We start from the raw sequence: 26,534 nt of genomic DNA, 5'->3' as shown, positions 1-26,534 counted from the left end.
ATAACTGACACTCATTGCCACCAGCCCGGGTAATCGGAATTCGCCCGAAACACCACCCGAACCGCTGGAAAATATTCTGCGCAGAAGCGTTACGTCTCAGGCCGTACATATCTATTGCACGCCGTCCCCAGGCCTTGGACGACAAGGGCTTGCCGACAGACATGTAACTGTCGTCACACGTATGCGACAATGGAGCCAATGTCTGGAATGAATCCCGCCTTTATATTGCACAGCAGCTCGGACACCACGTCGGATGCTGCTCTTTACGTACGCGCGCTGGCTGAACTCTAGCGGTGACCGGAGCGAGATGGACACGCTCCTAAATGCCCAGGGAATGGCCCAAGCACCCAATCAGCAGCGCGTAACCCCTTGATAGGTAAAGTAATTGATCTCCACCGCAAATATCACCATGCAGTTCGGCGCCAAACCGCTCTTCGAGAACGTCTCGGTCAAGTTCGGCGCCGGTAACCGCTACGGCCTGATCGGCGCCAACGGCTGCGGCAAGTCGACCTTCATGAAAATCCTCGGCGGCGACCTCGATCCGTCCGGCGGACAGGTCATGCTGGAACCGAACGTGCGCCTGGGTAAACTGCGCCAGGACCAGTTCGCCTACGAAGAATTCAGCGTGCTCGACACCGTGATCATGGGTCACGAAGAGCTGTGGAAGGTCAAGGCCGAGCGCGATCGCATCTACTCGCTGCCGGAAATGACCGAAGAAGACGGCATGACCGTGGCCGAGCTGGAAACCGATTTCGCCGAGATGGACGGCTACACCGCCGAATCCCGCGCTGGCGAATTGCTGCTGGGCCTGGGTATCGGCATCGAACAGCACAACGGCCCGATGAGCGAAGTCTCCCCTGGCTGGAAACTGCGGGTATTGCTGGCCCAGGCACTGTTTTCCGATCCGGAAGTGTTGCTGCTCGACGAGCCAACCAACCACCTGGACATCAACACCATCCGCTGGCTGGAAAACATCCTGACCCAGCGCTCCAGCCTGATGATCATCATCTCCCACGACCGCCACTTCCTGAACAGCGTCTGCACCCACATGGCGGACCTGGACTACGGCGAGCTGCGCCTGTTCCCGGGCAACTACGACGAATACATGACCGTGGCGACCCAGTCCCGCGAGCAGTTGCTGTCGGACAACGCCAAGAAAAAAGCGCAGATCTCCGAGCTGCAATCCTTCGTCAGCCGCTTCTCGGCCAACGCCTCGAAAGCCAAGCAGGCCACCTCCCGCGCCAAGCAGATCGACAAGATCCAACTGGCTGAAGTCAAGCCGTCGAGCCGCGTCAGCCCGTTCATCCGCTTCGACCAGACCAAGAAGCTGCATCGCCAGGCGGTGATCGTCGAGCGTATGGCCAAGGGCTTTGACGGCAAGCCTCTGTTCAAGGATTTCAGCTTCACCGTTGAAGCCGGCGAGCGCGTGGCGATCATCGGTCCGAACGGGATCGGCAAGACCACCCTGTTGCGCACCCTGGTCAACGAACTGACCCCGGACGCCGGTACCGTCAAGTGGACCGAAGCGGCCGAACTGGGCTACTACGCCCAGGATCACGCCTCGGACTTCGAAGATGAATCGAACCTGTTCGACTGGATGGGCCGCTGGACCAAGGAAGGCGAACAAGTGGTTCGCGGCACCCTGGGCCGCATGCTGTTCTCCAACGACGAGATCCTCAAGTCGGTCAAGGTGATTTCCGGTGGTGAGCAAGGTCGCATGCTGTTCGGCAAGCTGATCCTGCAAAAGCCCAACGTGCTGATCATGGATGAACCGACCAACCACTTGGACATGGAATCCATCGAAGCCCTGAACCTGGCGCTGGAAAATTACCCGGGCACGCTGATCTTCGTCAGCCATGACCGTGAATTCGTTTCGTCCCTGGCCACCCGCATCATCGAGCTGAGCCCAAGCGGCGTGATCGACTTCAGCGGCACCTATGACGACTACCTGCGCAGTCAGGGCGTGGTGTTCTAAATACTGTGGGAGCCGGCTTGCCGGCGATGGCGGCCGTACAGTCGATGCAAGACTGGCGGGCCTCATCGCTGGCAAGCCAGCGCCTACAAGGTTCTATGTACGACGATGATTGACAGCCAACCCCGGACCGGCAGGAGCCGGCTTGCTGGCGATAGCGGCGGTGAGCCTTGCATTGCAGCCAGCGTCCACAGCGCATACAAGAAATTAGTTAGCCTGCTTTCTTTTATCTCCCCATCCCGCCATCATGTTGCTCTCTAACCGCCCGCCCGCGAACGAGCCTTCATGTCCGCCCAGCAACCGCCCAGACCGTCCAGCAACCTGACGATCACCCTGCAGATCGTTTCCATCGTTTTCTATACCTTTATCGCCTTCCTCTGCATCGGCCTGCCGATTGCGGTGTTGCCCGGTTACGTGCACGGACAACTGGGTTTCAGCGCGGTGATCGCCGGCCTGACCATTGGCTCGCAATATCTGGCAACCTTGCTCAGCCGCCCCATGGCCGGGCGCATGGCCGACAGCATCGGCACCAAACGCTCGATCATCTATGGTCTGTCGGGCATCGCCTTGAGCGGCGTCCTGACCTGGCTGTCGACGCAGGTGCAGCACCTGCCGCTGCCAAGCCTGGGGATTCTGATCGGCGCACGCCTGCTGTTGGGCATCGCCCAGGGCCTGATCGGCGTGGGCACCATCAGCTGGGGCATCGGCCAGGTCGGTGCCGACCAGACTGCCCGGGTCATCTCCTGGAACGGCATCGCCTCCTACGGCGCCATCGCCATCGGCGCGCCGCTGGGGGTGCTGATGGTCGAGGATTACGGCTTCGCCAGCCTCGGCATCGCCTTGTCGACCCTGGCCCTGGGGGCCTTGCTGCTGATCCGTAACAAACCCTCGGTCCCGGTGATTCGCGGCGAGCGCCTGCCGTTCTGGGCCGTGTTCGGTCGCATCGCGCCCTATGGCGCCAGCCTGACCCTGGCGTCCATCGGCTACGGCACCCTGACGACCTTTGTCACCCTCTTCTACCTCAGCCGCGGCTGGACCGGTGCCGCCTATTGCCTGACGGTGTTCGGCACCTGCTTCATCCTTGCCCGGCTGTTGTTTATCGGCTGCATCAACCGCTTCGGTGGCTTCAAGGCCGCCATTGCCTGCATGAGTATCGAGACCCTCGGCCTGGTGCTGCTCTGGCTAGCGCCGTCCACCGGTGTCGCCCTGGCCGGCGCCGGCCTGGCCGGGTTTGGTCTGTCGCTGGTATATCCGGCGCTGGGGGTGGAGGCGATCAGACAGGTGCCGAGCAGCAGTCGCGGTGCGGGCCTGAGTGCCTATGCGGTGTTTTTCGACCTGGCACTGGCCATCGCCGGTCCGGTGATGGGCGCGGTGGCCTCGAACCTGGGCTATTCCTGGATTTTCTTCAGCGCGGCACTCTTGTCGATCAGCGGCCTATCCGTCACAGTGCTGCTGGCACGTCACGCGGCAGCCGACTGACTCACTGATCGGCGGTCTGCATCCCGCCATGGCTCGGCGTACTGAGGGTCTTGGTGAAGAAGCGCCCGGCTTCGTGGATCAGATCGCGATGGATATCCTCGCGGTTGACCCCTTCGGCATCGGTACACAGTCCCGGTGTGGCCTGGAGTTGCTCGGGGCTGCACGGCGCCATGAAGACGAAATGCCCGGCCCCGGCGATCAACTTGAACTCAGGGGCTACCGGCAATTTTCGCGCCAGCGCGGCGGCGTTCTTGTCCGGGAATACCAGTTTGTCGTCACCACCGCTGTACATCAGCACCGGCACGTGGACATCGGACAACGTGTGGCGGCCGAACATCAGGCTCAGCGGCGCCATCAGCAACAAGGCATGCACCCGGGGATCAGCCACCGGCTGCAGGTCATCGCGGTCGACGATCAGTTCACCCTTGGTGTTGCAGGCATCCTTGTCATCCGGACGCTGCTGGCAATAGCGGCGCAAGCGCTCCAGGTTCGGTTGGGCTCCCGCCAGGATCAGCGCGGTTTCGCCGCCCGCCGAATAACCGATCACGCCGACATTCTCGGCTTCGATAAAAGGTGACAGGGTCGAGTCGCCGAGGGCGGCAGTAATGGCTTCGGAAATCTGCATGGGCCGACCGTAAAGGTTGCTCAAGGTGCCCAGGCGGCTTTGATCCTTGTAATTGTCGCCAGGGTGCAGCACGGCGACCACGATAAAGCCCTTACGCGCCAGAGAGGTGGCCAGGTCATGCAAGGCCAGGGGCGTGCCGGTGTTGCCGTGGGACAACATCAGCAACGGATAACGGCCGATGGCGACCTTGGCGTCTTCGCTGGCCTGAATCGTGTAATTGCCGATCCGGCTCGGACGCTCGCGGCCACTGGAAGGATAGAAGGCAATCGCCGTCATCGGCTTGAGATCCAGCGGATCAAGGAACGTCAGGCGATGATAGCCAACGCTCCAATGAGCAGGCGGCGCCGCCTGCACCGTCAGGAGGCTGCTGGACAAGCAGATCAGTAACACTGCACAAAGACGCATCATGGGGATGCCCACCTTTGCTGCGTAATTAGCACACCAATTCTCTTCAAATCCTTGAAACTAAAGCTCTGGAGCAGGCTTTGGCTAATTTTCGAGGTTTTTCAGAGCACCTATGGTTGATCGATGATGCATAACCCGAGCCAAACCTGAACAGCCAGACGCAAAAAAACTCCGTACGCTGACCATTCAGAATGATCAACGTACAGAGTTTAATGGGGGTTCCCGAAAGAAGCTCGTGTGTTTACCAAAGCTTTACGCGGTGGCGAACAGCTCTTCGCTGATCCGTGCCTGCGCGCTGCTCATGGCCTTGGCGCGGACATCTTCACCGTAGCCCAGGCCGTGGGCGCGAACGAACTCGATATCGGTGATGCCGAGGAAGCCGAACAGCACGTTCAGGTAATCTTCGTGGGCCACGCCGGTAGGCATGCCGACATGCAGGCCGCCGGAGGTAGAGACGATCACCAACTTCTTGCCACCCGCCAGGCCTTCAGGACCGGCTTCGGTGTAACGGAAGGTCTTGCCGGCGACGGTGACGCGGTCGATCCAGGCCTTGAGCTGGGTCGGAATGCTGAAGTTGTACATCGGCGCGGCGATCACGATGGCATCGGCGGCGAGGAACTCCTCGATGGTCGAGGCACTGAGCTCGGCTTCGTGGCGCTGGGCCGCGTCACGCAGTTCCGCCGCGGTACCGCCAGCGACCAGGGTCAGGCTGGAAAAATGGCTGATGGCGTCGCTGGCCAGGTCGCGGTAGGTCACCACGGCGGAAGGCTCGGCAAGCTTCCAGGCGTCGACAACCTGGCGGCTCAGCTGACGGGAGGCGGAGTTGTCGCCGAGGATGCTGGAATCAATGTGCAAGAGTTTCATACCGGATCTCCAAGTGAGGATCGCCACTGGGCGATCAAGTTGAGATAATCCTACAGGCGAAACCAATGGCCGATTAGACGGCTTGAATGTGATAGTTTGTCCCAACCATAGAACAATCGAGTCACGGCCATGCAAGACCTCAACGATCTCTACTACTTCGCCAAGGTGGTCGAAGCCGGCGGCTTCGCGGCGGCCGGGCGTCTGCTGGGGATTCCCAAGTCGCGTCTGTCGCGGCGGATCGCCGAGTTGGAGGAACGCCTCGGCGCGCGCTTGCTGCAACGCACCACCCGCCAGTTGAAACTGACCGCCGTCGGCGAGCGCTACCTGCGCCATTGCCAGGCGATGTTACTGGAAGCCGAGATGGCCGACGAGGCCGTGGCCAGCATGTCCAGCGAGCCCCGTGGACGCTTGCGCGTGTCCTCTCCGGTGGGGCTGGCCCAGGAGTTCATGCCCTGGGTGATCTCCAGCTTCCTGACCGCGCACCCGTTGGTCCAGCTGGAGGTGCTGATGGTCAATCGGCGAGTCGACCTGGTGACGGAAGGCATCGATGTCGCCCTGCGGGTTCGTGAACAGGGCGACGAAGATCCGTTGCTGGTGACCCGGCGCCTACGCCAGGCGCAGACCTTTATCCTGGCAACGCCGGCCTTTCTCGAGCAGTACCCTATCAGCCGCCTGGACGACCTCAGGAATGCACCTATATTGGGCGCGCTGGAGGCCGATCGCCTGGTGCACCTGAGCCTGCTCAACGCCGAGGGTGAAAAGCGCGAGCTGACTCTCGAAGCCCGACTCGGGGTCGACGACTTTGTCGTGCGCAAGGCCTGCGCCCTCGCCGGCCTGGGCTTCACCGTCCTGCCGATGCTGTATTGTGAGGAAGAGCTGGCCAACGGCACCTTCGTGCGGATACTCCCCGAATGGTCCTTGCCCGGCGGCTGGCTACAGGCCGTCTACCCTCATCGGCGCGGCGTACTGCCGGCGGTGCGGGCCTGGATCGATCACCTGGCAGAAGTTTTCAAAGGTTGCGGAGATAGAGCACTGTGAAAGGATCAAGCATGAACAGGGAAGACGTCGCGAGTTTCTGCCTGACACTACCCGGCGCGCGGGAAGACTACAAATGGGGCGGCGTGCGGGTGTTTTCCATTGCCGGGAACAAGATGTTCGCCGTGCAGGGGCTGCGCGGCGACTCGCTGGCCTTCAAGGTCGACAAGGAGCTGTTCCTCGGTCACGTCGACCGTCCGGGGATCGGCCCGGCGCCGTATCTGGCCAGGGCTCACTGGATCATCATGGACACGCCCTATCCGCTGGGCCGTGACGAGCTGCAAGCGCTGATCCAGCGCTCGCACCAACTGGTGGCGGCGAAACTGCCCAAGCGTGTCCAGGTCGGCCTGCTGCTATAAGAAGGACAGGTGCACCAGGCTGGCACCGAGGAACAGATGGTCGATCCAGAACACCTGGTGCATCAGCACAATCAACCAGAACACCAGTTGAAACGAGACTTTGCGGGTCTTGTGCCGAAACACCTGCTGGGCGATCAGCGCCCCTGGCCAGCCGCCCAGCAGTTCGATCGCGTGCAGGACCTTCTCCGGTGTACGCCAGGTCTCGTCGCGGGCCTTGCGCTTGTCGCTCCAGTAGAGGAAAAACGCCAGCAGGCTGGCAATTCCGTACGCCCACAGCGGCAGCACGCTGCCACCGCCAAGCCCCATCCGCAACGCGCCGAATCCGGGCAATGCGCAGAGCAGCAAGAGTACCGCCAGCTTGAGCTTGAGGTGCCGAACCGGAGCAGTGGCCTGGCGACTGCGCTCCGGGCTACGTGACGCCCTCATTCGTGGCTCGACCAGTCGACCCAGCCGAACTGCCAGGTGGCCAGGATCACCAGGCCGAAGACGATTCGGTACCAGGCGAATGCCACATAGGTATGGCTGGCAATGAATTTCAGCAAACCGCGCACGGCGATCATCGCGAAGACAAAGGAGGTCACGAAGCCCAGGGCGATCACCGGCAGGTCGGCCATCTGGAACTGATGGCGAAAACCATAGCCGGAGTACACCGCGGCGGCGACCATGGTCGGCATCGCCAGGAAGAATGAAAATTCGGTGGCGGTCTGGCGCGACAGCCCGAACAACAAACCGCCGATAATCGTTGCACCGGAACGCGAAGTGCCGGGGATCATTGCCAGGCATTGGGCGAAGCCGACCTTCAGGGCGTCTTTCCAGGTGATTTCATCCACCGTCTCGGCATGCACCACGTGCTGGCGGCGCTCGGCCCAGAGAATGATCAGACCACCCACCACCAGCGCGGCGGCGACGGTGATCGGGTTGAACAGGTAGGTGGCGATGATCTCCTTGAACAACACCCCCAGCACCACCGCCGGCAGGAACGCCACCAGCAGGTTGAGGGTGAAGCGCTGCGCATTGCGTTGCGTCGGCAGGTCCCGGACCACCGAGAACACCTTGTGGCGAAACTCCCAGACCACCGCCAGGATCGCCCCGAGCTGGATGATGATATTGAAGGCGATTGCCCGTTCCCCTGCGAAGTCCAGCAAGTCCGCAACGATAATCTGGTGCCCGGTGCTGGAGATCGGCAAGAACTCCGTCAGCCCCTCGACGATACCCAGAATCACTGCCTGTGCGGCGGTCCAAAGATCCATTATTCCCCCATGCTGCCACGCACCCCGCGTGACACTTGAAAAACTCGACGTTCAATCATCTGCCCGTGGGCAACCGGCGCCCAGCGTGCCGTACCGTCTGTCGTCAAAGCGTAAAAAATGCCTGAAAAATCAAACATCAACTCAGGTTTGCCGGTTTCGGGCCGAGATCCTATCAGACACGCCTGTTTGTGGCTGCCTGGAAAGTAGCCGTAAGCTGACTGGGCAAGAGCGACAAAACCTGTTTGGATGCAGATCGGCGATGATCAAAACAAGAAGAAACCAGGAGCGGTGTCCTCATGAATAGTTTGCGAAATGTGTCGATCAGTCGGCGGTTGTGGCTCATCCTCATCGTCGCCATGGCGATGCTGCTGACCCTGGGCCTGTTGATGCTCCAGCAGATCCACGACGACCTTTACCAGGGCAAGGCGCAGAAGACCCAGCACGTGGTCCAGGTCGCCAGTGGCGTCCTCAACTACTACCATGACCTGGAAACCGCCGGCACCCTCAGCCGCGAAGCCGCGCAGAAGCAGGCCCTGAGCGTGATCCGCGGCCTGCGCTACAACCAGACCGACTATTTCTGGATCAACGACCAGCGCCCGGTGATGATCATGCACCCGGCCAACCCCAAGCTTGAAGGCCAGGACCTCTCGGGGATCAAGGACCCTGACGGCTACGCCCTGTTCAACGAGATGGTTACCCTGACCAAGGCCAAGGGCGCGGGCATGATCAACTACCGCTGGCCGAAACCGGGCGCCAGCGCCCCGGTGCAGAAAACCTCCTATGTACAGCTCTTCGAGCCCTGGGGCTGGATCGTCGGCTCGGGCGTGTACGTCGACGACCTGCAGGACGAGTTCTACGGCCAGGTATGGCGCGCGTCGCTGATCGGCCTGGGGATTGCCGTGATCATGGCGCTGCTGGTGACGATGATTGCCCGCAGCATCGTGCGCCCCCTGCAGGAAAGCGTGAACGCCATGGCCAATATCGCCAGCGGTGAAAGCGACCTGACCCGCAGCCTCGACACCCACGGGCAGGACGAAGTGACGCAACTGGCCCACCATTTCAACGGTTTTACCAGCAAGCTGCGCAGCGTGGTCGGCCAGCTCCAGGCCTCGGCGACGGCGCTCGGCCAATCCTCCACCGACCTGGGCAGCAACGCCACCCAGGCCCAGGCCCGCAGCCAGCAGCAATCGCAACAGATGGAAATGGTCGCGACGGCAATCAACGAAGTGACCTACGGCGTGCAGGATGTGGCCAAGAACGCCGAGCAGGCCGCCAGCGAAATGCGTGACGCCGAAGCCCAGGCCCGGCAGGGCCAGTTGAACATCGACAACAGCCTGCAACAGATCGATTCGCTCTGCGCCACCATCGACCAGGCCGTGGAAGTGATCCGCACCCTGGCGGCCGAAAGCACGCAGATCGGCAGCGTTCTTGAAGTGATTCGGTCGATTGCCGAACAGACCAACCTGCTGGCCCTGAACGCCGCCATCGAGGCCGCCCGGGCCGGCGAACAAGGTCGCGGCTTTGCCGTGGTGGCTGATGAAGTGCGCCTGCTGGCCCAGCGCACGCAGAAGTCCACGGCGGAGATCCAGTCGATGATCGAACGCCTGCAAGGCCATTCCGAGGCTGCGGTGAAAGTGATCGGCGACAGCAGCCGTGCCTCGCAATTGACCATTGAGCAGGCGGGTCTCGCTGGCGAGAGCCTGAATGCCATCGGCCAGGCTCTGCGCAACCTCAACGGGCTCAATGCCTCGATTGCCAGCGCCACCCTCGAACAGTCCCATGTGGTGGAGGAAATCAACCAGAACGTCACCGACGCGGCAGGACTGTCCCACAGCACGGCCCTGGCGGCCGAACAGTCGAGTGTCGACAGTGAAAAACTCAAGACCCTGAGCCAGCAGCTCAATACCTTGCTCAAGCAGTTCAAGGTGTGACAGCGGGAGGGTACAATCGCCCTCCTTTTTTCCAGCCCAAGGAATCCGCATGTCCGCGCCCATGAAGGTCGTCGTCCTGGCGGGACCTGAGTCCAGTGGTAAAAGCGGGCTGTCCGCCGAGCTGCAAGCACACTTCGGCGGCCTGGTGGTCGGCGAGTACGTGCGTTACTTCATCGAATGCAACCCGCGCGACACCTGCCTGGCGGACATCCCTGCCATCGCCCGCGGACAGCTGGAGTGGGAGGACGCGGCCCGCGCGCAGGCACCGGCGCTGCTGATTCTCGACACCCACCTGCTGAGCAACCTGCTCTGGAGCCAAACCCTGTTCGGCGAATGCCCGGCCTGGATCGAACAGGCCCTCCAGGCGCGCCACTATGACCTGCACCTGTTACTGCGCCCCGAAGGCGTGGGCTGGACCGACGACGGCCAGCGCTGCCAACCCGGACTGGGCGAACGCCAGGCATTTTTCGCTGCCAGCCTCGACTGGCTGACTCGGCATGGACAAGCGGTCACTGTGATTGACGGCGATTGGCAGGCGCGTCGCGAGCAGGCCCTCGCGGCTGTCGCCCAACTGCTGGAAGGTAAAACACGCGCCTGAAAACATCGCGCACCTTGTAGGAGCCGGCTTGCCGGCGATCGCGGCCGGACGGACACCGCAAGTTTCAAGGACCTCATCGCTGGCAAGCCAACGCCTACAGGAGCCATCGTGTTTTCAAGGTCAGGCCCGGCCATTTTCCAGCCCTGTGTCCATTCTTGAAACATCCGGCACACAGGTGAAGCCTCAAAATCAACGGTTCAACTCCCGCAATGCCCCTGGTGTTAAGCCGCTGATACACCGGCGCTGAAAGCGCCCGTATTACTGCGTTGCGCAGAAATCCTCCCGCCCGTCCCCCTTGCGCCTGTCTCATCCCTGAAACAGCTTTCGCGCGTCTCCTCCGAAATCCAAAACAACTCATTGTTTTCAAAAGAAAAACAAAAAGAGGCACAACTTCTGCTCTTTCCTTGTCAACGCCAGGCTAGGGCCAGCGTACTGAAAAAGGAATCTCGTCATGGGGACACTCACAACCGGCTTTACCCGCACCTTGCTGATCAGTTGCGCGATCAGTTCGATGCTCAGCCTCGCGGTCCAGGCCGGCGGCAACGGGGTGATTGTGCTGAGCCGTCCCCTGCAGCCCGAATCGTGGGGCCGCGCACCGGCGCAACCCGACCCCAATCCGACCACGGTCAACGCCAACCAGTCCGCCCGCATCACCTCGATTACCGGTCGGGAACTGAGTGATGGCGATATCGCCGGCGTCAGCACCGGCGGCTCCATCAGCCAGCTGATCGACAAGCATACCGTCGATATGCCGGGCCTGAACAACCCCAATGGTCTGCCGGGAATGGCCGCCGGACACGGCGGCGGCAGTGGCGCCAGCATCGCCAATACGGTCAACCACGGACTCTCGGCCGGCATGAACGCCCTCGGCGCCATCGGCAAGGGGCAATGACATGCGCCACTCACTGTTTCTTCTCGCCCTGTTCAGCAGCGCCAGCGTACTCGCCGACTCCGCCAGCCCGGTTATCGACAGCGCCACCCTCAGCAACAGCGGCCAGCAATACAACGGCAACGTGATGGTCAACCAGGCTGCCGGCGACCAGCAACAACAGCTCAACAGCCGCGCCATTGCAGTCGGCACCAGCGCCAGCGCCAGCACCGCGCTGACCCAGAAAATCAGCAGCGGGGCCAGCACCGCGATCGACGCCAAGGTGGCCATCCAGGGCAACGCTTTCAGTAACGGTAACGGCATGGTTGGGGTCAACCAATCCGCCGGTGCCAACAACCAGATGATCAACGTCGTGCGCATCAGCATCAGTGCGGTGCCACAAAGCATCGACGACAGCGTCCTGTCCCAACAGAACGTGGCGCTGTCAGCGAACTCAGGCTCTTCCACACCACCAGGCAGCCGCCAGGTCGTTACCAGCGACCAGGCCTTCACCGGCAGCCGAGGCGTGATTCAGGTGAGCCAGAGCGCGGGGGTGGGCAACCGAATGGCCAACACCCTCAGTATCCGGGTCGCTGATTGAATTGACCCGTGCAGTGCCAATTAGAAAGTACCAACACTTAACTCAACTAATAAGCACGGAGATACACACCATGAAACCCACAATGGCTCTCAAACCACTGGTCTTCGCACTGGCCGCCGTCATGGCAATGGCCGCCCAGGCAGGCGGCGATGAAGGACACGGTCGTCGTCATCATGACCACGACCCTAGCCTCGCCACCCTGCTGCAAATCACCGCCGGCGCCACCGCCTCGGTGAACGACAAGCAGGACAGCCACGGCAACGTCGTCTCCAACCAAGGCACCAAGAACAACGGCAGCATCAACAGCTCGCTGAACAGTGCCAGCGGTAACGTCGGCGCCAACACCGCAGCCGGTGATGGCAACCAGCAACTCAACGAAGCCGCGCTGGCCACCGCCGACGAAAGCTTCATCTTCGGCAGCGCCACTTCCAGCACCAGCTTGACTCAGACCAACTACAGCAACACGGTCAACAACCAATCCACCCAGAACAATGGTTCGATGAACAGCTCCGGCAACAATGGCTCCGGCAACATAGGTGTCAACGTGGCCGCTGGCGACTTCAACCAACAGAAAAACGACCTGGCCATCGCGGTATCCGGCGGTCGTGTCGCTTCGGCAAGCGGTGCGGCTACCCAGACCTCCACCGGCCTGAAAGTCAACAACGATGCGGTACAAGCCTACAAAGTCACCACCCTCAAAGCCACTATCGATATTGACGGCAGCTACAAAGGGACCTTCTCAGGTACCGAAAGCGGCGGCAAAGGCGGTTATGGCAACGATAGCTGGGGTGACAAAGGGAAAGAAACCATCAAGGGTACCGAGATGGGCACCATTGATCTGGACGGTGTGATCACCTATCAAGTCATGACACCAAATGGCTGGAAAATGCCTGTGGTCAACAACGCCAGCATGAACAACTCGCTCAACAATGCCTCGGGCAACGTGGGTGCCAACGTGGCGGCCGGTGTCGGCAACCAACAAGGCAACACGCTGTCCATTGCTGCCGGCTGCCGCGCCTGCATGTAGTGGCAACAGCACTGAGAGCCCCGGAAACGGGGCTCTTTTTTCAGCTCTGAGAGGCGTATGACCATGCGTGCTATCGCCCTTGCCCTCGCGCTTTTTCTCTCTGTTCCAATTCAGGCCGCCACCATGGCCGTGCCCGGTCTACCCGGCGCCGTGCTTTTCTACAAACAGGTACAAAGCATTCGCGAACGGCGTTTTTCCGATCTGGTCGAGCAGAAGACCGACTTCAGTTGCGGTGCCGCCGCACTCGCCACCCTCTTGCGCCAAGCCTACTGGCTGGACGTCAACGAAGAACAGATCATCAAAGGCATGCTGACCACCTCCGATCAGGAACTGGTCAAGAAACAGGGTTTCTCCATGCTGGACATGAAGCGCTATATCGAAAGCATCGGCATGCGTGCGCGGGGCTACAAGATTCCCGCCGACAGCCTGCCCAGCGTAACTATTCCGGTCGTGGTGATGATGGACATCCGCGGCTACAAGCATTTCGTGGTGATGCAGCGCGCCGACAAGGACTGGGTCTATATCGGCGACCCGGTACTGGGCCACAAACGCTACACCAATGCCGACTTCCAGAAAGGCTGGAACGGCATCATTTTCGCCATCATCGGCCCCGGCTACGACAAGAGCAACGCCTTGCTCGACCCACCGGCGCCGCTCACGGCCAAGAACAAGTTGGACACCTTTCACCCGATCAAGGACGCGGAACTGATGGATTTCGGCTTTATCCAGAGCGACTTCTTTTAAGGTGCACTAAAAATAAAGGAGCAGGACGCTCCGGGAGCAGCATATGAAAAACTCACACTGGCTGATGGTCAGTTGCCTGGCACTCACCTGCCTGCCGGCACACGCAACCCTGCCCTTCAAGCCCATCGAACTGAAAGATCAGGAACTCTCCGAACTGCGTGGCCGCTATGTCATGCCAGGACGCATCATCAGCTTTGGGATTGTCATGCAAAGCACTTGGACGAACGCCCAGGGAGACCTCATCGGCGCGGCCACTTCCCTGCAAATTCAGCAATCGACTGTCAAGCCGCAGTTCTACGTCACCACCTACAGCACCCAAGGCAATGGCTCCGCACCGACCCAAGGCTCCGGCACGGTTATCGGCGGTGCCGGCCTGAACGTCTCGGCGGGCGTGACCCAGGTGGTGCGCGCCGCTGGCGACGGCAACAGCGCCAGCAACAACGTGCTCATCAATGTCAGCGAAGCGAATCAGGTCCCGGGCGGTCCTCAGCCAACGGGGCAAGTGCTCACCAGCGGCGGCAGCATCACCGGCTTCGGCGCCGCGGGCAGCGTCACCGTCTCCGCCTCTTCCAGCGGCCTGAAAATGCAGATACTGGCCAATAACAATCAGGGCAATCTGCAGCAGCAGATCGCCCAGGGCGGCGTGCTGCAATCCACCACCCTGCTGGGTGGCAACAACCTGGTCCGCAGCATGACTCAACTCAATGTGGTGTTACAGAACAACATGCCTACCGTAGGAGCACTGGATTGCAACCTGACTCAACTCAAGGGACTACGCAGCATGGGATTCTGAACTACGCTCATTTTCGACCATTGGACGTCAGAAAAGGACGACTTATTTCATGTCTCTCTCGCTCTCGCTACGCGCTGCTGTATGTGTGGGTGTGCTCTTCCCGGCGTCGATGCTGCAAGCAGCGCCTGACCCCGAGGTAGAGGCCCTGAAACAGGAACTCCAGGAGCTGAAACAACGCTACGTACAACAACAACAAGCCTTGTCGGTATTGGAACAACGGGTTCGCCAGGTAGAGGACCAGCCAACGCCGCCGCCACCCAAACGCCTGGTCAAATCCCCGGCCGACCTGAAAAAGGGGCAAACGGTGGCGGCAGCCAGCGCGAACGCCCCTGGGTCTGCGGCCAGCAGTTCTGGCGCCTCTTACGGTCAATCGCTCAAGGATGATTCGGCGCCGGCCCAGAGTGTGTCCGACCTGTACAACGAGGCCAGCGGTTTCTTCGGCAATGGCAAGTTCAGCGTGGAAACCGGGATCACCTATACGCGCTATGACACTCGCCAATTGTTTCTCAACGGTTTCCTGGCCCTGGACTCGATCCTGCTGGGTACGGTCAACCTGGACAGGATCAAGGCCGACACCTGGACAATGGACTTGACGGCCCGCTACAACGTCGACAACCGTTGGCAATTCGATATCAACGCCCCCATTGTCTACCGCGAGTCCACCTATCAATCGGGCGGTGGCAACAACGGCGCGGCGTCAATCACGGCCGAGCAGACGGTCACCAAGGACCCGGCCCTGGGCGACGTCAACTTCGGCGTGGCCTACAAGTTCCTTGACGAATCGGAAAGCTGGCCGGACGCGGTCTTCAGCCTGCGGGTCAAGGCCCCGACCGGCAAGGACCCCTATGGCATCAAATTCGTCAAGGCCCCGGCCACCGAGGGCAATCTGACCTTTCCGACCGACTTACCCACCGGCAACGGGGTCTGGTCCCTGACACCGGGCATCTCGCTGGTCAAGACCTTTGACCCGGCCGTACTGTTCGGCACCCTGGCCTACACCCACAACTTCGAGAGGTCGTTCAGCGATATCAGTGCGCAGGAGGGCGAGGTGGTTCCCGGCAAAGTTCAGCTCGGCGACAGCTTCCAAATCGGCGCCGGCGTGGCCTTCGCCTTGAACGAGAAGATGAGCATGTCCTTCTCGGTCTCGGACCTGGTGCAACGCAAGAGCCGGCTCCAGCAAAGCGGCCAGGGTTGGCAGAACGTGGTCGGCAGCGACGCCAACTCCGGGTTCTTCAACATCGGCATGACCATCGCCGCCTCACCCAACCTCACCATAGTACCCATGCTCTCTCTGGGCATGACCCCCGATGCGCCGAACTTCTCTTTCAGCGTGAAGTTCCCCTACTACTTCTGACGTCGCCCATGAAAAGGCCCGCAACGTGCAAACGTTGCGGGCCTTTTCGTTTCGCTTACCGCGCCTTAGCGGATCTGGTGCTTGTGCAGCAATCGGTAGAAAGTCGGGCGTGATACCCCCAGTACGCGGGCGGCGACGCTCATATTATCGCTATGTCGGTTCAATACATCGCACAGCGCCTGGTGCTCGGCACGGTGCACATAGTCCTCCAGCGTACCCATGGGCGCGCTGTCGCAAGGCAGACTGTCCAGCCCCAGGTCCCGGGCCTCGATCTGCCGCCCTTCGGCCAGCACCAGCCCGCGCCTGACCCGATTGGCCAGCTCGCGGACATTGCCCGGCCAGGCATGGTTGCCCAGGGCGACCAGCGCCTCTTCACTGAAACTCCGCGGCCGGCGCCCGGTTTCCAGACTGTAGAAATGGGAAAAGTGGTTGGCCAGCATCGCCACATCGCCATGCCGCTCGCGTAGCGGCGCCGTCATCACTTGCAAGACGTTGAGCCGGTAATAGAGGTCTTCACGGAAACGTCCGGTACCGATGGCCGCCTCCAGATCCACATGGGTCGCCGCCAGCACCCGTACATCCACCGCGATAGGTTGGCTGCCGCCGACCCGCTCGATATGCTTTTCCTGCAGGAAGCGCAACAGATTGGCCTGCAACTCCAGCGGTAAGTCGCCGATTTCATCGAGGAACAAGGTGCCGCCGTTGGCCGCCTCGATCCGCCCGACCTTGCGCTGGTGCGCCCCGGTAAAGGCGCCCTTCTCATGCCCGAACAACTCGGACTGGATCAGGTGTTCCGGAATCGCCCCGCAATTGATCGCCACGAATGGCTTGGCGTGGCGCTGGGACTGGCGGTGCAGGGTCCGCGCCACCAACTCCTTGCCAGTGCCGCTTTCCCCGCGAATCAACACCGGCGACTCGGTGGGCGCCAGTTTGCCCAGGAGTTTGCGCAACTCGCGGATCGACCGGCTATCGCCGAGCAGTTCGTGCTCCGGCTGGTCGACATGGATCGAACCCTGGCCGCGCAAGCGCGCCATGCCGAAGGCGCGACCCAATGTCACCTGTACGCGGGAAACATCGAAGGGCAAAGTATGAAAGTCGAAGAACCACTCACAGACAAAGTCACCGACGTTCTGCAAACGCAGCACTTCCTGGCTGAGGACCGCAATCCACTCGGTGCCGCTGCGGCTGATCAGGTCCTTGACCGCCTCGGGGCGTTCGAGATGAAAAGGTTGCAGGCGCAACAGACCCACATCGCAGGAACGGTCGCCGGCGACGTCCAGATTGCAGCTGTCGACATCCCAGCCCACCATGCGCAAGCCGGGGAGCAAGCGATGACAGTCATCGCAAGGATCAACCACCAGCAGGCGTCTGAGCGGAACCGCTTCTTGCATGACTGATCCTTGGCGCCATAATTTCAAATATTTATTAGAAACAATCAGTTGGCAAACCTGTCTGTAACACTAGCAAAAATTTGACGCGATCTTGTACCGTTTGGTTATAAACCCGGCGACAAACCAGCGTTATATCCAGAAGCCCTGTACCAGAGCTTTTGCGCCCTTGCTGCGAACTCATCGGGGTTGGTCTGGTCGAAACAACGCTTGAACTGAGCAAGTGAAAAAAAGTGAAAAAAACTTTACGACTTGTGTGACCTGATGCCGGTGTTGGGACATCAGTACAAGTAACCGACCGAGACGGTGAGCCCAAGCCGACGGTCCAACGAACTGTTTGGGCATACTTGAGAGAAAAATCCATGAACGCCCCGCTCCGTATGAACGAAGCACTTCTGATGGCCGGCCAGGCCCTTAAACCATTCCAGTGTGTTGCCTGGGTGGCGCAAGACAAAGGTGAACTGAGCCTGACCGTGATCGACCGTACCAACAACAGCATCGGTCGCCAGCAGATTCCTTGCAGCGCCTACTCCGACTCCGAGCAACTGGTCAGCCTGCTGCAACAGGCCCGTGCGGAGTTGAGCCAGAAAGGCTACGACCTGCAGCCTTGGACCTTGTCGGCCTGAAGCGCCTCCAGGGAACACTGCAAGATCTGTAGGGGGCGACGCTCGATTGCCAGCAATGGCGATGCAAGCCGTACGGCCGCCATCGCCGGCAAGCCGGCTCCCACAGTTGATCGAGTTCCCCGCAGGATATCGCCGTACCTCCTGTAGGAGCTGGCTTGCCAGCGATGAGGCCCTTGAGCCTTGCGCCGCTCACACGCCCGCCATCGCCGGCAAGCCGGCTCCTACAGTTGATCGAGTTCCCCGCAGGATATCGCCGTACCCCCTGTAGGAGCTGGCTTGCCAGCGATGAGGCCCTTGAGTCTTGCGCCGCTCACACGCCCGCCATCGCCGGCAAGCCGGCTCCTACAGTTGATCGTGCTCCCCAGCAGGATCGCAGAGCCTGTCAGAGTGTTGAAAGCTCTTCGATATGCAGGTACTGCGCGCTCAGCTCCGCCGCCAACTGCACAGCGCGCCCCAGGCGGATCGGGCCTTTTTCCAGGTCCACCAGCAACGCCTGGCAGTTGAAGACCGGCAAGCCCGACCAGGCTTTCAAGCGCCCATCCGTCAGCAACAACACCCGCTGCCGTTCAGCCCCATGGCGCCGCTGTCGCTTGCTCAACCAATCCGCCGCTTCCGCCAGTGCCGCCTGCAACGGCGTTCCGCCTCCCGCCCCCAGGCCGTCCAGCCAACCGCGCAAGTCACTCGAAGCCTTCAAGCCCTGCAGCTGCCAGCGGGGCCGATCACCGCTGACGGTCATCAGCGCCAAACGCGCCCGTTGCCGGTAAGCATCGTCAAACAACTGCGCCAGCAAGCCTTTGGCGTCACTCAACGCTTGGTGCCGGCGGGTCGACGCCGACGCATCGACAATCACCAGCCACAGTTCATGGGGCGCACGGCTGCGCGGACGAAAGCGCAAGTCCTTGCGCGAACGCGGGCGCCCGCCCAACAAGGTTTCCACCCAACTGATCGCGCCGCTTTCGCCGGCCCGGCTGACGCCTTGACGCCCACCAGACAAGTGACCTGAGCGAGGCCTGGCATCCGCCCCCGGCTTCAGTCGAGGGCGGATGCCTGGGGCTTTTTTGGCCAGCTCGGAATTTCCCGACGTGCACCGACCGGCAAGGCCTGGGCCGGCAGTTCACCCCACTGCCCCTGACCCGGACTCGGGTCCGGCTCGCTCGCCGCCTGGGGCGACGCGCTCGGATTCGAAGCCGGTGTCGATGTTGGCGGCATCCGCTCACGACGGCGATGACGCAGGGCAAACTCGGCCACCGCCTCGATATCCTCGGCAGCGATCTGTCCGGCACCGCGCCAGGCCGCATGGGCCCGGGCGGCACGCAACCACACCAAGTCCGCGCGCAGGCCGTCGACACCCGCCGCAAAGCAGCGCTGGGTAATCGCCTCCAGAGCCTGGTCATCCAGGGCGATCTCCGGCAATCGGGCCCGGGCCTGGCTACAACGCTCGCGCAAGGACTCCTGCGCCGGCGCCCACTGTTCGCAGAAACCTTGCGGATCGCTATCGAAGTCCAGGCGCCGACGGATAATCTGCCCGCGCTCGCTCGGCGGCGTCTGACCACTGAGCACCACGTTCAGGCCAAAACGGTCGAGCAACTGCGGGCGCAACTCGCCCTCTTCCGGGTTCATGGTGCCGATCAGTACAAATCGCGCCGAATGCTGGTGGGAAATACCGTCGCGCTCGACCCGATTGACGCCGCTGGCGGCGACGTCCAGCAGCAGGTCCACCAGATGATCGGCCAACAGATTGACCTCATCGACATAAAGCACCCCGCCGTCGGCCTTCGCCAGTACGCCAGGGGAAAACTGCGCCCGACCTTCGCCCAACGCCGCGTCCAGATCGAGGGTACCCACCAGCCGCTCTTCCGTCGCCCCCAGCGGCAGGGTGACGAACAAGCCACTGGCCAGCAGATCCGCCAGCCCACGGGCCAGGGTCGACTTGGCCATGCCCCGCGGGCCCTCGATCAGCACGCCACCGATCTTCGGATCAATCGCCGTCAGGCACAGCGCCAGCTTCAGGTCGTCAGCACCGACCACGGCCGACAGCGGGAAATGCGGGGTATCGCTCATGACTTGCACACCTCAGGAATCTTCTTCTATATCCAGCAGCAGGTTTTCCAGCGCCTCGCGGTACGCGCCGGGCTCGCGCCACAAGCCGCGCTGCTGGGCTTCCAGCAGACGCTCGGTCATGTCGCGCAATGCCGCGGGATTGTGCTCGCGGACAAAGTCGCGGGTGTCCGGGTCCAGCAGATAGGCATCAGCCAGCAAGGCGTACTGGTGATCGTCAATCAGGCCGGTAGTGGCGTCGAACGCAAACAGATTGTCGACGGTCGCCGCCAGCTCGAACGCACCCTTATAGCCATGGCGCTTGACCCCGTCGATCCATTTCGGATTCGCCGCCCGCGAGCGGACAACCCGGTTCAACTCGTCCTTGAGCGTGCGGATCTTCGGCAGGTCCGGCTGACTGTGGTCGCCATGATAGCTGGCAGCCGGCGCGCCGCGCAGGGTTTCCACCGCCGCCAACATGCCACCCTGGAACTGGTAGTAATCATTGGAATCGAGCAGATCGTGCTCGCGATTGTCCTGGTTTTGCAGCACTGCCTGGACCTGGCCCAGCCGTTGCGCAAACTGCTCGCGCGCCGCCGTGCCTTCATCCTGGCCGCCATAGGCATAACCGCCCCAGTTCAGGTAGACCTCGGCCAGGTCCGCGCGGCTCTGCCACAAGCGCCCGTCAATGGCGTTCTGCACCCCGGCGCCATAGGCCCCCGGCTTCGCGCCGAAGATTCGCCAACCGGCCTGGCGGGCCGCCTGTTGCTCATCCAGGCCTTCGGCCTGCAACTGCTCGCGCTCCTCGCGGACCCTGGCGGCCAGCGGATTCAACTCCGCCGGCTCGTCCAGCGCCGCCACGGCCTGCACGGCGGCGTCGAACAGCCGGATCAGGTTGGCGAAGGCATCGCGGAAAAACCCGGAAACCCGCAAGGTCACATCCACCCGCGGCCGGTCCAGCAGGCTCAGGGGTAGGATCTCGAAATCGTCGACCCGCTGGCTGCCGGTGGCCCACACCGGCCGTACGCCCATCAGCGCCATGGCCTGGGCGATATCGTCGCCGCCGGTGCGCATGGTCGCCGTGCCCCAGACCGACAGGCCAAGCTGGCGCAAATGGTCGCCATGGTCCTGCAAATGCCGCTCGAGAATCAGGTTGGCCGACTGAAAGCCGATGCGCCAGGCGGTGGTGGTCGGCAGGTTGCGCACATCCACGGAGAAGAAATTGCGCCCGGTGGGCAACACATCCAGGCGTCCGCGACTCGGTGCGCCGCTGGGGCCCGCCGGTACGAAGCGACCCGCCAGGGCGTCGAGCAGACCACTCATCTCCGCCGGGCCACAGGCATCCAGGCGCGGCGCGACCACCGTCAGCAGTCCGTCGATGATCAGCCGGACATCGGCCCAGCCTGCCGTGTCCGGGCAATCGACCTCGCCCCGTAGCGCACGCTCGATCAGTTGCCCGGCGTACAGTTCCAGGCGCTCGCGACTGTCGCCAGCGGTGCGCCAGGTTTCCTCGCTGAGGCTTTGCAACGACTCAGGCCGAGGCCCGTTCCAGGGTTCGCCCAGGGCGCAGTCCAACGGGTCGAAACCCATGGCAAAGGCCTTGGCCAAGGCCCGCAACAAGCTGGACTGGGCGCCACGCCCGTCACCACGGGGAATCCGCAGCAAGGCCAGCAGCGTATCGATGCGCAGGCGCCCGGTCGGCGATTCGCCGAACACATGCAAGCCGTCACGGATCTGCGACTCTTTCAAGTCGCAAAGGTAGGTATCCAACCGTGGCAGCCAGATCGCCGCCTCGGCATCGCTGTCGAGGCCCGCGTCCAGTTGCAGCTCACGATCGATCTGCGTCTCGCGAACCAGCTTGAGAATGTCCCGCTGCAACTCGCGGGCACGCCGCGGGTCGAGCAACTGCGCTTCGTAATATTCGTCGGCCAGCAGCTCCAGGTCGCGCAGCGGGCCGTAGGTCTCGGCCCGGGTCAGCGGCGGCATCAGGTGATCGATGATCACCGCCTGGGTCCGGCGCTTGGCCTGGGCCCCCTCGCCCGGGTCGTTGACGATAAACGGATAGATATTCGGCAACGGCCCCAGCAATGCATCCGGCCAACACTGCTGCGACAGACCGACGCCCTTGCCCGGTAGCCATTCCAGGTTGCCGTGCTTGCCGACATGGATCAGCGCATGGCTGTCATAGGTGTGCCGCAGCCAGAAATAGAACGCCAGGTAACCGTGGGGCGGCACCAGGTCCGGATCATGGTAGACCGCGCTGGCATCGACCTGATAACCCCGGGCCGGCTGGATGCCGACAAAGGTCAGGCCAAAACGCAGGCCGGCCACCATCATCCGCCCACCACGGAACATCGGGTCCTGTTCCGGCCGGCCCCAACGCGCCAACACCGCCTGGCGATTGCTCTCGGGCAGGCGCTCGAACATCACCTGGTAGTCGGCCAGGGCCATGCTCTGCTGGCAAGGCCGCAGGTCCAGGCTATCGAGGTCGTTGCTGACCCCACCGAGCAAAGCCTGGATCAGCGCCGTGCCACTCTCAGGCAACGCCTCGCTCAGCGGATAACCCTGGTCCTTGAGCGCGCGCAGGATATTCAGCGCCGCCGCTGGTGTGTCCAGGCCCACGCCGTTGCCGATCCGCCCGTCGCGGGTCGGATAGTTGGCGAGGATCAGGGCAACGCGCTTGTTCGCATTCGGCACCCGTGCCAGATCGACCCAGCGGCGGGCCAGTTCTGCAACGAAATCCATGCGCTCGGGCTGGGCCCGATAGCAGACCACATCGCTCTGGCTGCGCTCGCTGCGCCAAGCCAAGTCCTTGAAGCTGATGGGCCGGCTGATGATGCGCCCGTCCAGTTCCGGCAAGGCGATATGCATCGCCAGGTCACGGGGGCCGAGGCCCTGCTCGCTGGCCTGCCAACCGGGCTCGTTGTCCTGGGCACAGATGGCCTGGATCACCGGAATATCGCGGCGAAATGGCCGCAGATGCGGGGCTTCTGGGCTGGACTGGGCAAATCCGGTGGTGTTGAGAATCACTGCGGCCGTCACCTCGTCCAGCAGGTCCTCAACCACGCTCAGGCACCCGGGCTCCTTGAGACTGGCCACGGCAATCGGCAAGGGATTGAGCCCGGCCACCAGCAAGCGCTGGCAGAACACATCGACAAAGGCGGTATTCGCCGCCTGCAAATGCGAGCGATAGAACAGCAAGGCCGCGACCGGTTGACCGACCCGCCAATCGGCGCGCCAGCCGGCCAGTCCGGCGTCACCGTGGCGAGGATGATAGATCGCCGTGCGCGGCAACGGCTTCGGCTCGGCCCAGGCATAGTCGCGCTCCAACCAACGACTGGCGAGGCAGCGGTACAGGTCCAGGGCATTGCCCAAGCCACCCTGGCGCAGAAAATGCCAGAGTCGCTCACCCTCCGCGGCGGGTACGTTGCTCAAGTCGCTCAGTTCCGGGTCCGGACGATCGTCCCCCGGCACCAGGATCAGGGTCACCCCGCGCTCGGCCAGTTGCACCAAACGCTCGATACCGTAACGCCAATAGCCGATCCCGCCGTGCAGCGACAGCAGGATGACCCGGGCATGTCGCAGCACCTGGTCGACATAGAGGTCGACCGAGGCATGGTTCTGCACCTGCATGGGATTGGCCAGGCGCAGGCTCGGGTAATCGTCGGGCAGTTGCCCGGCCGCCTCGGCCAGCAGCGCAAGGCTGGAATCGCCGCTGCAGAGGATCACCAGCTCGGCGGGGGTTTGTCCCAGGTCGGCAATATTGTCATCCGACACAAAACCGCCGGGCTGGGTCCTGAGCAGGTGCATGGGTCAGGCGGTCAGCGCGGTGCGCAAGGTCGATTCGAGCAGCGCGGCATCCAGATCCTGGCCAATCAGCACCAGGCGGGTAACGCGGGGTTCGGCCGCCGTCCAGGCACGGTCGAAATGCTTGTCGAAACGTGTGCCTACACCCTGGATCAGCAAACGCATCGGCTTGTTCGGGATCGCGGCGAAGCCCTTGACCCGCAAAATGCCGTGCTTGACCACCAGTTGCGTCAGGACGTCCAGCAGCAGGCTTTCATCCGCTTGCGGCAGCTCCAGGGAGATCGAGTCGAAGGCATCATGATCGTGATCGTCATGATCGTCAGCATCGTGGTGGTGATCGTGGTGGCTGTGACGGCCGTCGATATGCTCCTCGGAACCGGCGCCCAGGCCCAGCAGCACGTCCAGCGGCAGGCGGCCGCTGCTGGCTTCGACGACCTTCACCGCCGGCGGCAGTTCTTCGGCCACTTCCAGGCGCACCCGGGCCAGGTCTTCAGGGCTGATCAGGTCGGCCTTGTTGAGAATCACCAGGTCGGCGCTGGACAGTTGGTCGGCGAACAGTTCGTGCAGCGGCGACTCGTGATCCAGGTTCGGATCAAGCTTGCGCTGGGCATCCACCTGGTCCGGGAACGCAGCGAAGGTGCCGGCGGCGACGGCCGGGCTGTCGACCACGGTGATCACCGCGTCGACGGTGCAGGCACTACGGATTTCCGGCCACTGGAAGGCTTGCACCAGGGGCTTGGGCAGCGCCAGACCGGAGGTTTCGATGAGGATATGATCGAGGTCGCCACGGCGCGCCACCAACTCGCGCATCACCGGGAAGAATTCTTCCTGGACCGTGCAGCAAAGGCAGCCGTTGGCCAGTTCATAGATGCGACCACTGGCCTCTTCTTCGGTGCAGCCGATCGAGCACTGCTTGAGGATCTCGCCGTCGATGCCCAGTTCGCCGAACTCGTTGACGATCACCGCGATGCGGCGGCCCTGGGCGTTGTCGAGCATATGGCGCAACAAGGTGGTCTTGCCCGAGCCGAGAAAGCCGGTGACGATGGTGACGGGAAGCTTGGCCAGTGTTTTCATCGGATGCCCTTTGGCAAAGTGGCGGGCATACGGGACGAGAACCACGGCCCTGGGGCGCGGATGCGTTCGCCACCGGATCACCCCGCCCGGTTGTAGTGAGAAACGGTCACGAGGCAGGTCTCCTGGCTTACGGTCGGGCCGTCGCGGCGCCTTCTGGGCAGCACGCGGTAGACCTGGCCTTGCGCCTTCCCGTCCGCAGACAGTGGCATTGCAGGGCTATCGAACCGTTTACAGTTGCGGGGGCAGCCGCGGCATACCGCGTTCCCTTCTTAGCTTCGGCCGAATGCCGAAGAACCTCGAAGCTGCAAGGCTACGCAGTGCGTCGAGGCAGGTCAATCGCGAGCGTCGCTGTGGTTTAATTGCGCCCCTTTTTCCCGCCCTGCCCGTTTCAAGGAATCGTACTCATGCACGCCACCGACATCACTCAGGTCCTGGTTATCGGTTACGTCTGGCCGGAACCGCGCTCGTCGGCGGCTGGCGGCCACATGATGCAGATCCTCGAGAGTTTTCTCGACGCCGGCTGGCGCGTCACCTTCGCCAGCCCCGCCGCCGTCGGCGAACACAAGGCCGACCTGGCGAGCTTGGGTATCGAGGAGTGTCGCATCGAGCTCAACAGCAGCAGTTTCGACAGCTTTGTCGCCGGCCTGCAACCGGATGTGGTGCTGTTCGACCGCTTCATGATGGAGGAGCAGTTCGGCTGGCGCGTGGAAAAACACTGCCCCGAGGCCCTGCGGGTGTTGGAGACCGCGGACCTGCAAAGCTTGCGCGATGCCCGCCAACAACAGCTCAAGGCGCGCCTGAAAGACGATCAGGACCAGAATGACTTCAGCAGCCTGTTCGCTCCCGATCAGCGGCAGGTGTTCCAACAGATGAGCGAAACCGATCAGGCCCAGCGGGAAATCGCCGCGATTTACCGTTCGGACCTGAGCCTGATGATTTCCGATGTCGAGTCGCAGTTGCTGGTCGAACAATTCAAGGTCCCGGCGGCGTTGCTGCACTGGTGCCCGTTGATGATCGACACACCTGTGGCGGCCTATCGCGATTTCGACGAGCGTGCGCATTTTCTCAGCATCGGCAACTTCCGCCACGCGCCGAACTGGGATGCCGTGCTCTGGATGAAGACCACGCTCTGGCCGCTGATCCGCCAGCAGTTGCCCACGGCCCAGCTGCAGATCTATGGCGCCTACACCCCGCCCAAGGCCACCGCGCTGCACAACCCCGCCCAGGGTTTTCACATCATGAACTGGGCCGAGGATGCCCTGGACGTCATGGCGGCGGCGCGCATTTGCCTGGCGCCATTGCGTTTCGGCGCCGGGATCAAGGGCAAGATCGTTGACGCCATGCTCTGCGGCACGCCGAATGTCACCACCCCCATCGGGGCCGAAGCCATGCACGGTGGGCTGCCCTGGGCCGGCGCCATCGAAACCAGCGCCGTCGCCCTGGCCCAAGCGGCCGTGCGCCTCTACCAGGACCGCACGCTGTGGCAGCAGGCCCAGGCCAACGGCCAGGCGCTGCTCGCCGCCCGTTACGAGCGCCGGGTCCACGGCCCCGCGCTGATTGCCCGGATCCAGGCCTGCCGCCTCGACCTCGCGGCCCACCGCCGGGACAATTTCACCGGGGCGATGCTGCGGCATCATCACCACAAGAGCACCCAGTACATGTCCCAGTGGATCGAGGCGAAAAACCGCGTCGACTGA

At 62.4% G+C, this 26,534-nt stretch carries 23 protein-coding genes, 1 pseudogene and 1 riboswitch; of the genes and pseudogenes, 15 read left to right on the top strand and 9 right to left on the bottom strand.

Features of this window, described 5'->3' with window-relative positions:
- Window positions 1–153: 153 nt before the first annotated feature.
- The 3 genes and pseudogenes from AC07T0_RS16360 to AC07T0_RS16350 all read left to right on the top strand — a co-directional run.
- A pseudogene (locus tag AC07T0_RS16360) lies at window positions 154–373 on the top strand (site-specific integrase); the annotation flags it as partial.
- Between the two features lie 12 nt (window positions 374–385).
- The gene (locus AC07T0_RS16355; protein ID WP_495002177.1) at window positions 386–1,975 is read left to right on the top strand and encodes an ABC-F family ATPase; all 1,590 of its coding nucleotides are present in this window, start codon (window positions 386–388) and stop codon (window positions 1,973–1,975) included.
- Between the two features lie 282 nt (window positions 1,976–2,257).
- On the top strand, window positions 2,258–3,451 hold the full coding sequence (locus tag AC07T0_RS16350) for an MFS transporter (protein ID WP_495002176.1): 1,194 nt from the start codon (window positions 2,258–2,260) through the stop codon (window positions 3,449–3,451).
- 1 nt (window position 3,452) lies between these two features.
- Here AC07T0_RS16350 and AC07T0_RS16345 read toward each other — a convergent pair whose 3' ends face one another.
- The gene (locus AC07T0_RS16345) at window positions 3,453–4,484 is read right to left on the bottom strand and encodes an alpha/beta hydrolase family protein (RefSeq protein ID WP_495002175.1); all 1,032 of its coding nucleotides are present in this window, start codon (window positions 4,482–4,484) and stop codon (window positions 3,453–3,455) included.
- Between the two features lie 249 nt (window positions 4,485–4,733).
- Complete coding sequence (locus tag AC07T0_RS16340) at window positions 4,734–5,345, bottom strand: FMN-dependent NADH-azoreductase (RefSeq protein WP_495002174.1); 612 nt, start codon at window positions 5,343–5,345, stop codon at window positions 4,734–4,736.
- A 129-nt stretch (window positions 5,346–5,474) separates the two neighbouring features.
- Between AC07T0_RS16340 and AC07T0_RS16335 the strand changes: the two genes are divergently transcribed.
- Window positions 5,475–6,383, top strand: a complete 909-nt coding sequence (locus AC07T0_RS16335) for a LysR substrate-binding domain-containing protein (RefSeq protein ID WP_495002173.1) — start codon at window positions 5,475–5,477, stop codon at window positions 6,381–6,383.
- Window positions 6,384–6,394: 11 nt separating this feature from the next.
- Complete coding sequence (locus AC07T0_RS16330) at window positions 6,395–6,739, top strand: MmcQ/YjbR family DNA-binding protein (protein ID WP_495002172.1); 345 nt, start codon at window positions 6,395–6,397, stop codon at window positions 6,737–6,739.
- On the opposite strand, the gene AC07T0_RS16325 is transcribed toward AC07T0_RS16330, so the two are convergent.
- Window positions 6,734–7,165 (bottom strand): DUF1294 domain-containing protein, encoded by a 432-nt coding sequence (locus tag AC07T0_RS16325; protein ID WP_495002171.1) that lies wholly within the window; start codon window positions 7,163–7,165, stop codon window positions 6,734–6,736. The genes AC07T0_RS16330 and AC07T0_RS16325 overlap by 6 nt on opposite strands.
- Complete coding sequence (locus AC07T0_RS16320) at window positions 7,162–7,989, bottom strand: undecaprenyl-diphosphate phosphatase (RefSeq protein ID WP_495002170.1); 828 nt, start codon at window positions 7,987–7,989, stop codon at window positions 7,162–7,164. The genes AC07T0_RS16325 and AC07T0_RS16320 overlap by 4 nt, the downstream gene beginning before the upstream one ends.
- Window positions 7,990–8,285: 296 nt before the next feature.
- Here AC07T0_RS16320 and AC07T0_RS16315 point away from each other — a divergent pair, with 296 nt between their 5' ends.
- The 8 genes from AC07T0_RS16315 (at window position 8,286) to fapF (ending at window position 15,905) form a co-directional block, all read left to right on the top strand.
- Window positions 8,286–9,920 carry a methyl-accepting chemotaxis protein gene (locus AC07T0_RS16315; protein ID WP_495002169.1) on the top strand — a complete coding sequence of 545 codons (1,635 nt, stop codon included), beginning with the start codon at window positions 8,286–8,288 and terminating at the stop codon, window positions 9,918–9,920.
- A 61-nt stretch (window positions 9,921–9,981) separates the two neighbouring features.
- Complete coding sequence (locus AC07T0_RS16310; protein ID WP_495002234.1) at window positions 9,982–10,518, top strand: AAA family ATPase; 537 nt, start codon at window positions 9,982–9,984, stop codon at window positions 10,516–10,518.
- A 451-nt stretch (window positions 10,519–10,969) separates the two neighbouring features.
- Window positions 10,970–11,410, top strand: coding sequence for a functional amyloid chaperone FapA (fapA, locus tag AC07T0_RS16305; protein WP_495002168.1), 441 nt, complete (start codon window positions 10,970–10,972; stop codon window positions 11,408–11,410).
- A 1-nt stretch (window position 11,411) separates the two neighbouring features.
- Window positions 11,412–11,987, top strand: coding sequence for a fibril amyloid subunit FapB (gene fapB, locus AC07T0_RS16300; protein WP_495002167.1), 576 nt, complete (start codon window positions 11,412–11,414; stop codon window positions 11,985–11,987).
- A gap of 70 nt (window positions 11,988–12,057) precedes the next feature.
- Window positions 12,058–13,014 (top strand): amyloid-like fimbrin subunit FapC, encoded by a 957-nt coding sequence (gene fapC, locus AC07T0_RS16295; protein WP_495002166.1) that lies wholly within the window; start codon window positions 12,058–12,060, stop codon window positions 13,012–13,014.
- Window positions 13,015–13,077: 63 nt separating this feature from the next.
- Complete coding sequence (fapD, locus tag AC07T0_RS16290) at window positions 13,078–13,758, top strand: fibril amyloid maturation endopeptidase FapD (RefSeq protein WP_495002165.1); 681 nt, start codon at window positions 13,078–13,080, stop codon at window positions 13,756–13,758.
- A gap of 43 nt (window positions 13,759–13,801) precedes the next feature.
- A complete protein-coding gene (fapE, locus tag AC07T0_RS16285; protein WP_495002164.1) occupies window positions 13,802–14,551 on the top strand; it encodes a fibril amyloid subunit FapE in 750 nt (249 codons plus the stop codon).
- A 49-nt stretch (window positions 14,552–14,600) separates the two neighbouring features.
- A complete protein-coding gene (gene fapF / locus AC07T0_RS16280; RefSeq protein ID WP_495002163.1) occupies window positions 14,601–15,905 on the top strand; it encodes a fibril amyloid transporter FapF in 1,305 nt (434 codons plus the stop codon).
- Between the two features lie 65 nt (window positions 15,906–15,970).
- On the opposite strand, the gene AC07T0_RS16275 is transcribed toward fapF, so the two are convergent.
- The gene (locus AC07T0_RS16275) at window positions 15,971–17,296 is read right to left on the bottom strand and encodes a sigma-54 dependent transcriptional regulator (protein ID WP_495002162.1); all 1,326 of its coding nucleotides are present in this window, start codon (window positions 17,294–17,296) and stop codon (window positions 15,971–15,973) included.
- 359 nt (window positions 17,297–17,655) lie between these two features.
- On the opposite strand from AC07T0_RS16275, the gene AC07T0_RS16270 reads away from it, so the two are divergent.
- Window positions 17,656–17,919 (top strand): hypothetical protein, encoded by a 264-nt coding sequence (locus AC07T0_RS16270; protein WP_100943402.1) that lies wholly within the window; start codon window positions 17,656–17,658, stop codon window positions 17,917–17,919.
- 382 nt (window positions 17,920–18,301) lie between these two features.
- On the opposite strand, the gene AC07T0_RS16265 is transcribed toward AC07T0_RS16270, so the two are convergent.
- From AC07T0_RS16265 to cobW, 4 genes are read right to left on the bottom strand one after another with little or no spacing between them, the layout of a single operon-like run.
- Window positions 18,302–18,913 carry a vWA domain-containing protein gene (locus AC07T0_RS16265; protein ID WP_495002161.1) on the bottom strand — a complete coding sequence of 204 codons (612 nt, stop codon included), beginning with the start codon at window positions 18,911–18,913 and terminating at the stop codon, window positions 18,302–18,304.
- Window positions 18,914–18,948: 35 nt separating this feature from the next.
- A complete protein-coding gene (locus tag AC07T0_RS16260) occupies window positions 18,949–19,980 on the bottom strand; it encodes a magnesium chelatase ATPase subunit I (RefSeq protein WP_495002160.1) in 1,032 nt (343 codons plus the stop codon).
- Between the two features lie 12 nt (window positions 19,981–19,992).
- Entirely contained in the window at window positions 19,993–23,766 is a 3,774-nt protein-coding gene (gene cobN, locus AC07T0_RS16255; protein WP_495002159.1) for a cobaltochelatase subunit CobN, read from the bottom strand.
- 3 nt (window positions 23,767–23,769) lie between these two features.
- Window positions 23,770–24,837 (bottom strand): cobalamin biosynthesis protein CobW, encoded by a 1,068-nt coding sequence (gene cobW, locus AC07T0_RS16250; protein ID WP_495002158.1) that lies wholly within the window; start codon window positions 24,835–24,837, stop codon window positions 23,770–23,772.
- A 95-nt stretch (window positions 24,838–24,932) separates the two neighbouring features.
- Window positions 24,933–25,151, bottom strand: a riboswitch (cobalamin riboswitch).
- Window positions 25,152–25,241: 90 nt separating this feature from the next.
- On the opposite strand from cobW, the gene AC07T0_RS16245 reads away from it, so the two are divergent.
- Window positions 25,242–26,534 (top strand): glycosyltransferase, encoded by a 1,293-nt coding sequence (locus AC07T0_RS16245; RefSeq protein WP_495002157.1) that lies wholly within the window; start codon window positions 25,242–25,244, stop codon window positions 26,532–26,534.

Source organism: Pseudomonas sp. GW821-FHT04D07 (assembly GCF_059420225.1).
Note: the sequence above shows the minus strand (reverse complement) of the source record. Positions and strands in the feature narration are given on the sequence as shown.

Coding starts and splice junctions, on each gene's coding strand:
- AC07T0_RS16275 (WP_495002162.1), bottom strand. CDS start 17,296: ATGCAAGAAGCGGTTCCGCTCAGACGCCTGCTGGTGGTTGATCCTTGC.
- AC07T0_RS16320 (WP_495002170.1), bottom strand. CDS start 7,989: ATGGATCTTTGGACCGCCGCACAGGCAGTGATTCTGGGTATCGTCGAG.
- AC07T0_RS16310 (WP_495002234.1), top strand. CDS start 9,982: ATGAAGGTCGTCGTCCTGGCGGGACCTGAGTCCAGTGGTAAAAGCGGG.
- AC07T0_RS16245 (WP_495002157.1), top strand. CDS start 25,242: ATGCACGCCACCGACATCACTCAGGTCCTGGTTATCGGTTACGTCTGG.
- fapF (WP_495002163.1), top strand. CDS start 14,601: ATGTCTCTCTCGCTCTCGCTACGCGCTGCTGTATGTGTGGGTGTGCTC.
- AC07T0_RS16345 (WP_495002175.1), bottom strand. CDS start 4,484: ATGATGCGTCTTTGTGCAGTGTTACTGATCTGCTTGTCCAGCAGCCTC.
- AC07T0_RS16330 (WP_495002172.1), top strand. CDS start 6,395: ATGAACAGGGAAGACGTCGCGAGTTTCTGCCTGACACTACCCGGCGCG.
- AC07T0_RS16350 (WP_495002176.1), top strand. CDS start 2,258: ATGTCCGCCCAGCAACCGCCCAGACCGTCCAGCAACCTGACGATCACC.
- fapD (WP_495002165.1), top strand. CDS start 13,078: ATGCGTGCTATCGCCCTTGCCCTCGCGCTTTTTCTCTCTGTTCCAATT.
- AC07T0_RS16340 (WP_495002174.1), bottom strand. CDS start 5,345: ATGAAACTCTTGCACATTGATTCCAGCATCCTCGGCGACAACTCCGCC.
- fapB (WP_495002167.1), top strand. CDS start 11,412: ATGCGCCACTCACTGTTTCTTCTCGCCCTGTTCAGCAGCGCCAGCGTA.
- fapA (WP_495002168.1), top strand. CDS start 10,970: ATGGGGACACTCACAACCGGCTTTACCCGCACCTTGCTGATCAGTTGC.
- fapE (WP_495002164.1), top strand. CDS start 13,802: ATGAAAAACTCACACTGGCTGATGGTCAGTTGCCTGGCACTCACCTGC.
- AC07T0_RS16260 (WP_495002160.1), bottom strand. CDS start 19,980: ATGAGCGATACCCCGCATTTCCCGCTGTCGGCCGTGGTCGGTGCTGAC.
- AC07T0_RS16315 (WP_495002169.1), top strand. CDS start 8,286: ATGAATAGTTTGCGAAATGTGTCGATCAGTCGGCGGTTGTGGCTCATC.
- AC07T0_RS16325 (WP_495002171.1), bottom strand. CDS start 7,165: ATGAGGGCGTCACGTAGCCCGGAGCGCAGTCGCCAGGCCACTGCTCCG.
- cobW (WP_495002158.1), bottom strand. CDS start 24,837: ATGAAAACACTGGCCAAGCTTCCCGTCACCATCGTCACCGGCTTTCTC.
- AC07T0_RS16335 (WP_495002173.1), top strand. CDS start 5,475: ATGCAAGACCTCAACGATCTCTACTACTTCGCCAAGGTGGTCGAAGCC.
- AC07T0_RS16270 (WP_100943402.1), top strand. CDS start 17,656: ATGAACGCCCCGCTCCGTATGAACGAAGCACTTCTGATGGCCGGCCAG.
- cobN (WP_495002159.1), bottom strand. CDS start 23,766: ATGCACCTGCTCAGGACCCAGCCCGGCGGTTTTGTGTCGGATGACAAT.
- fapC (WP_495002166.1), top strand. CDS start 12,058: ATGAAACCCACAATGGCTCTCAAACCACTGGTCTTCGCACTGGCCGCC.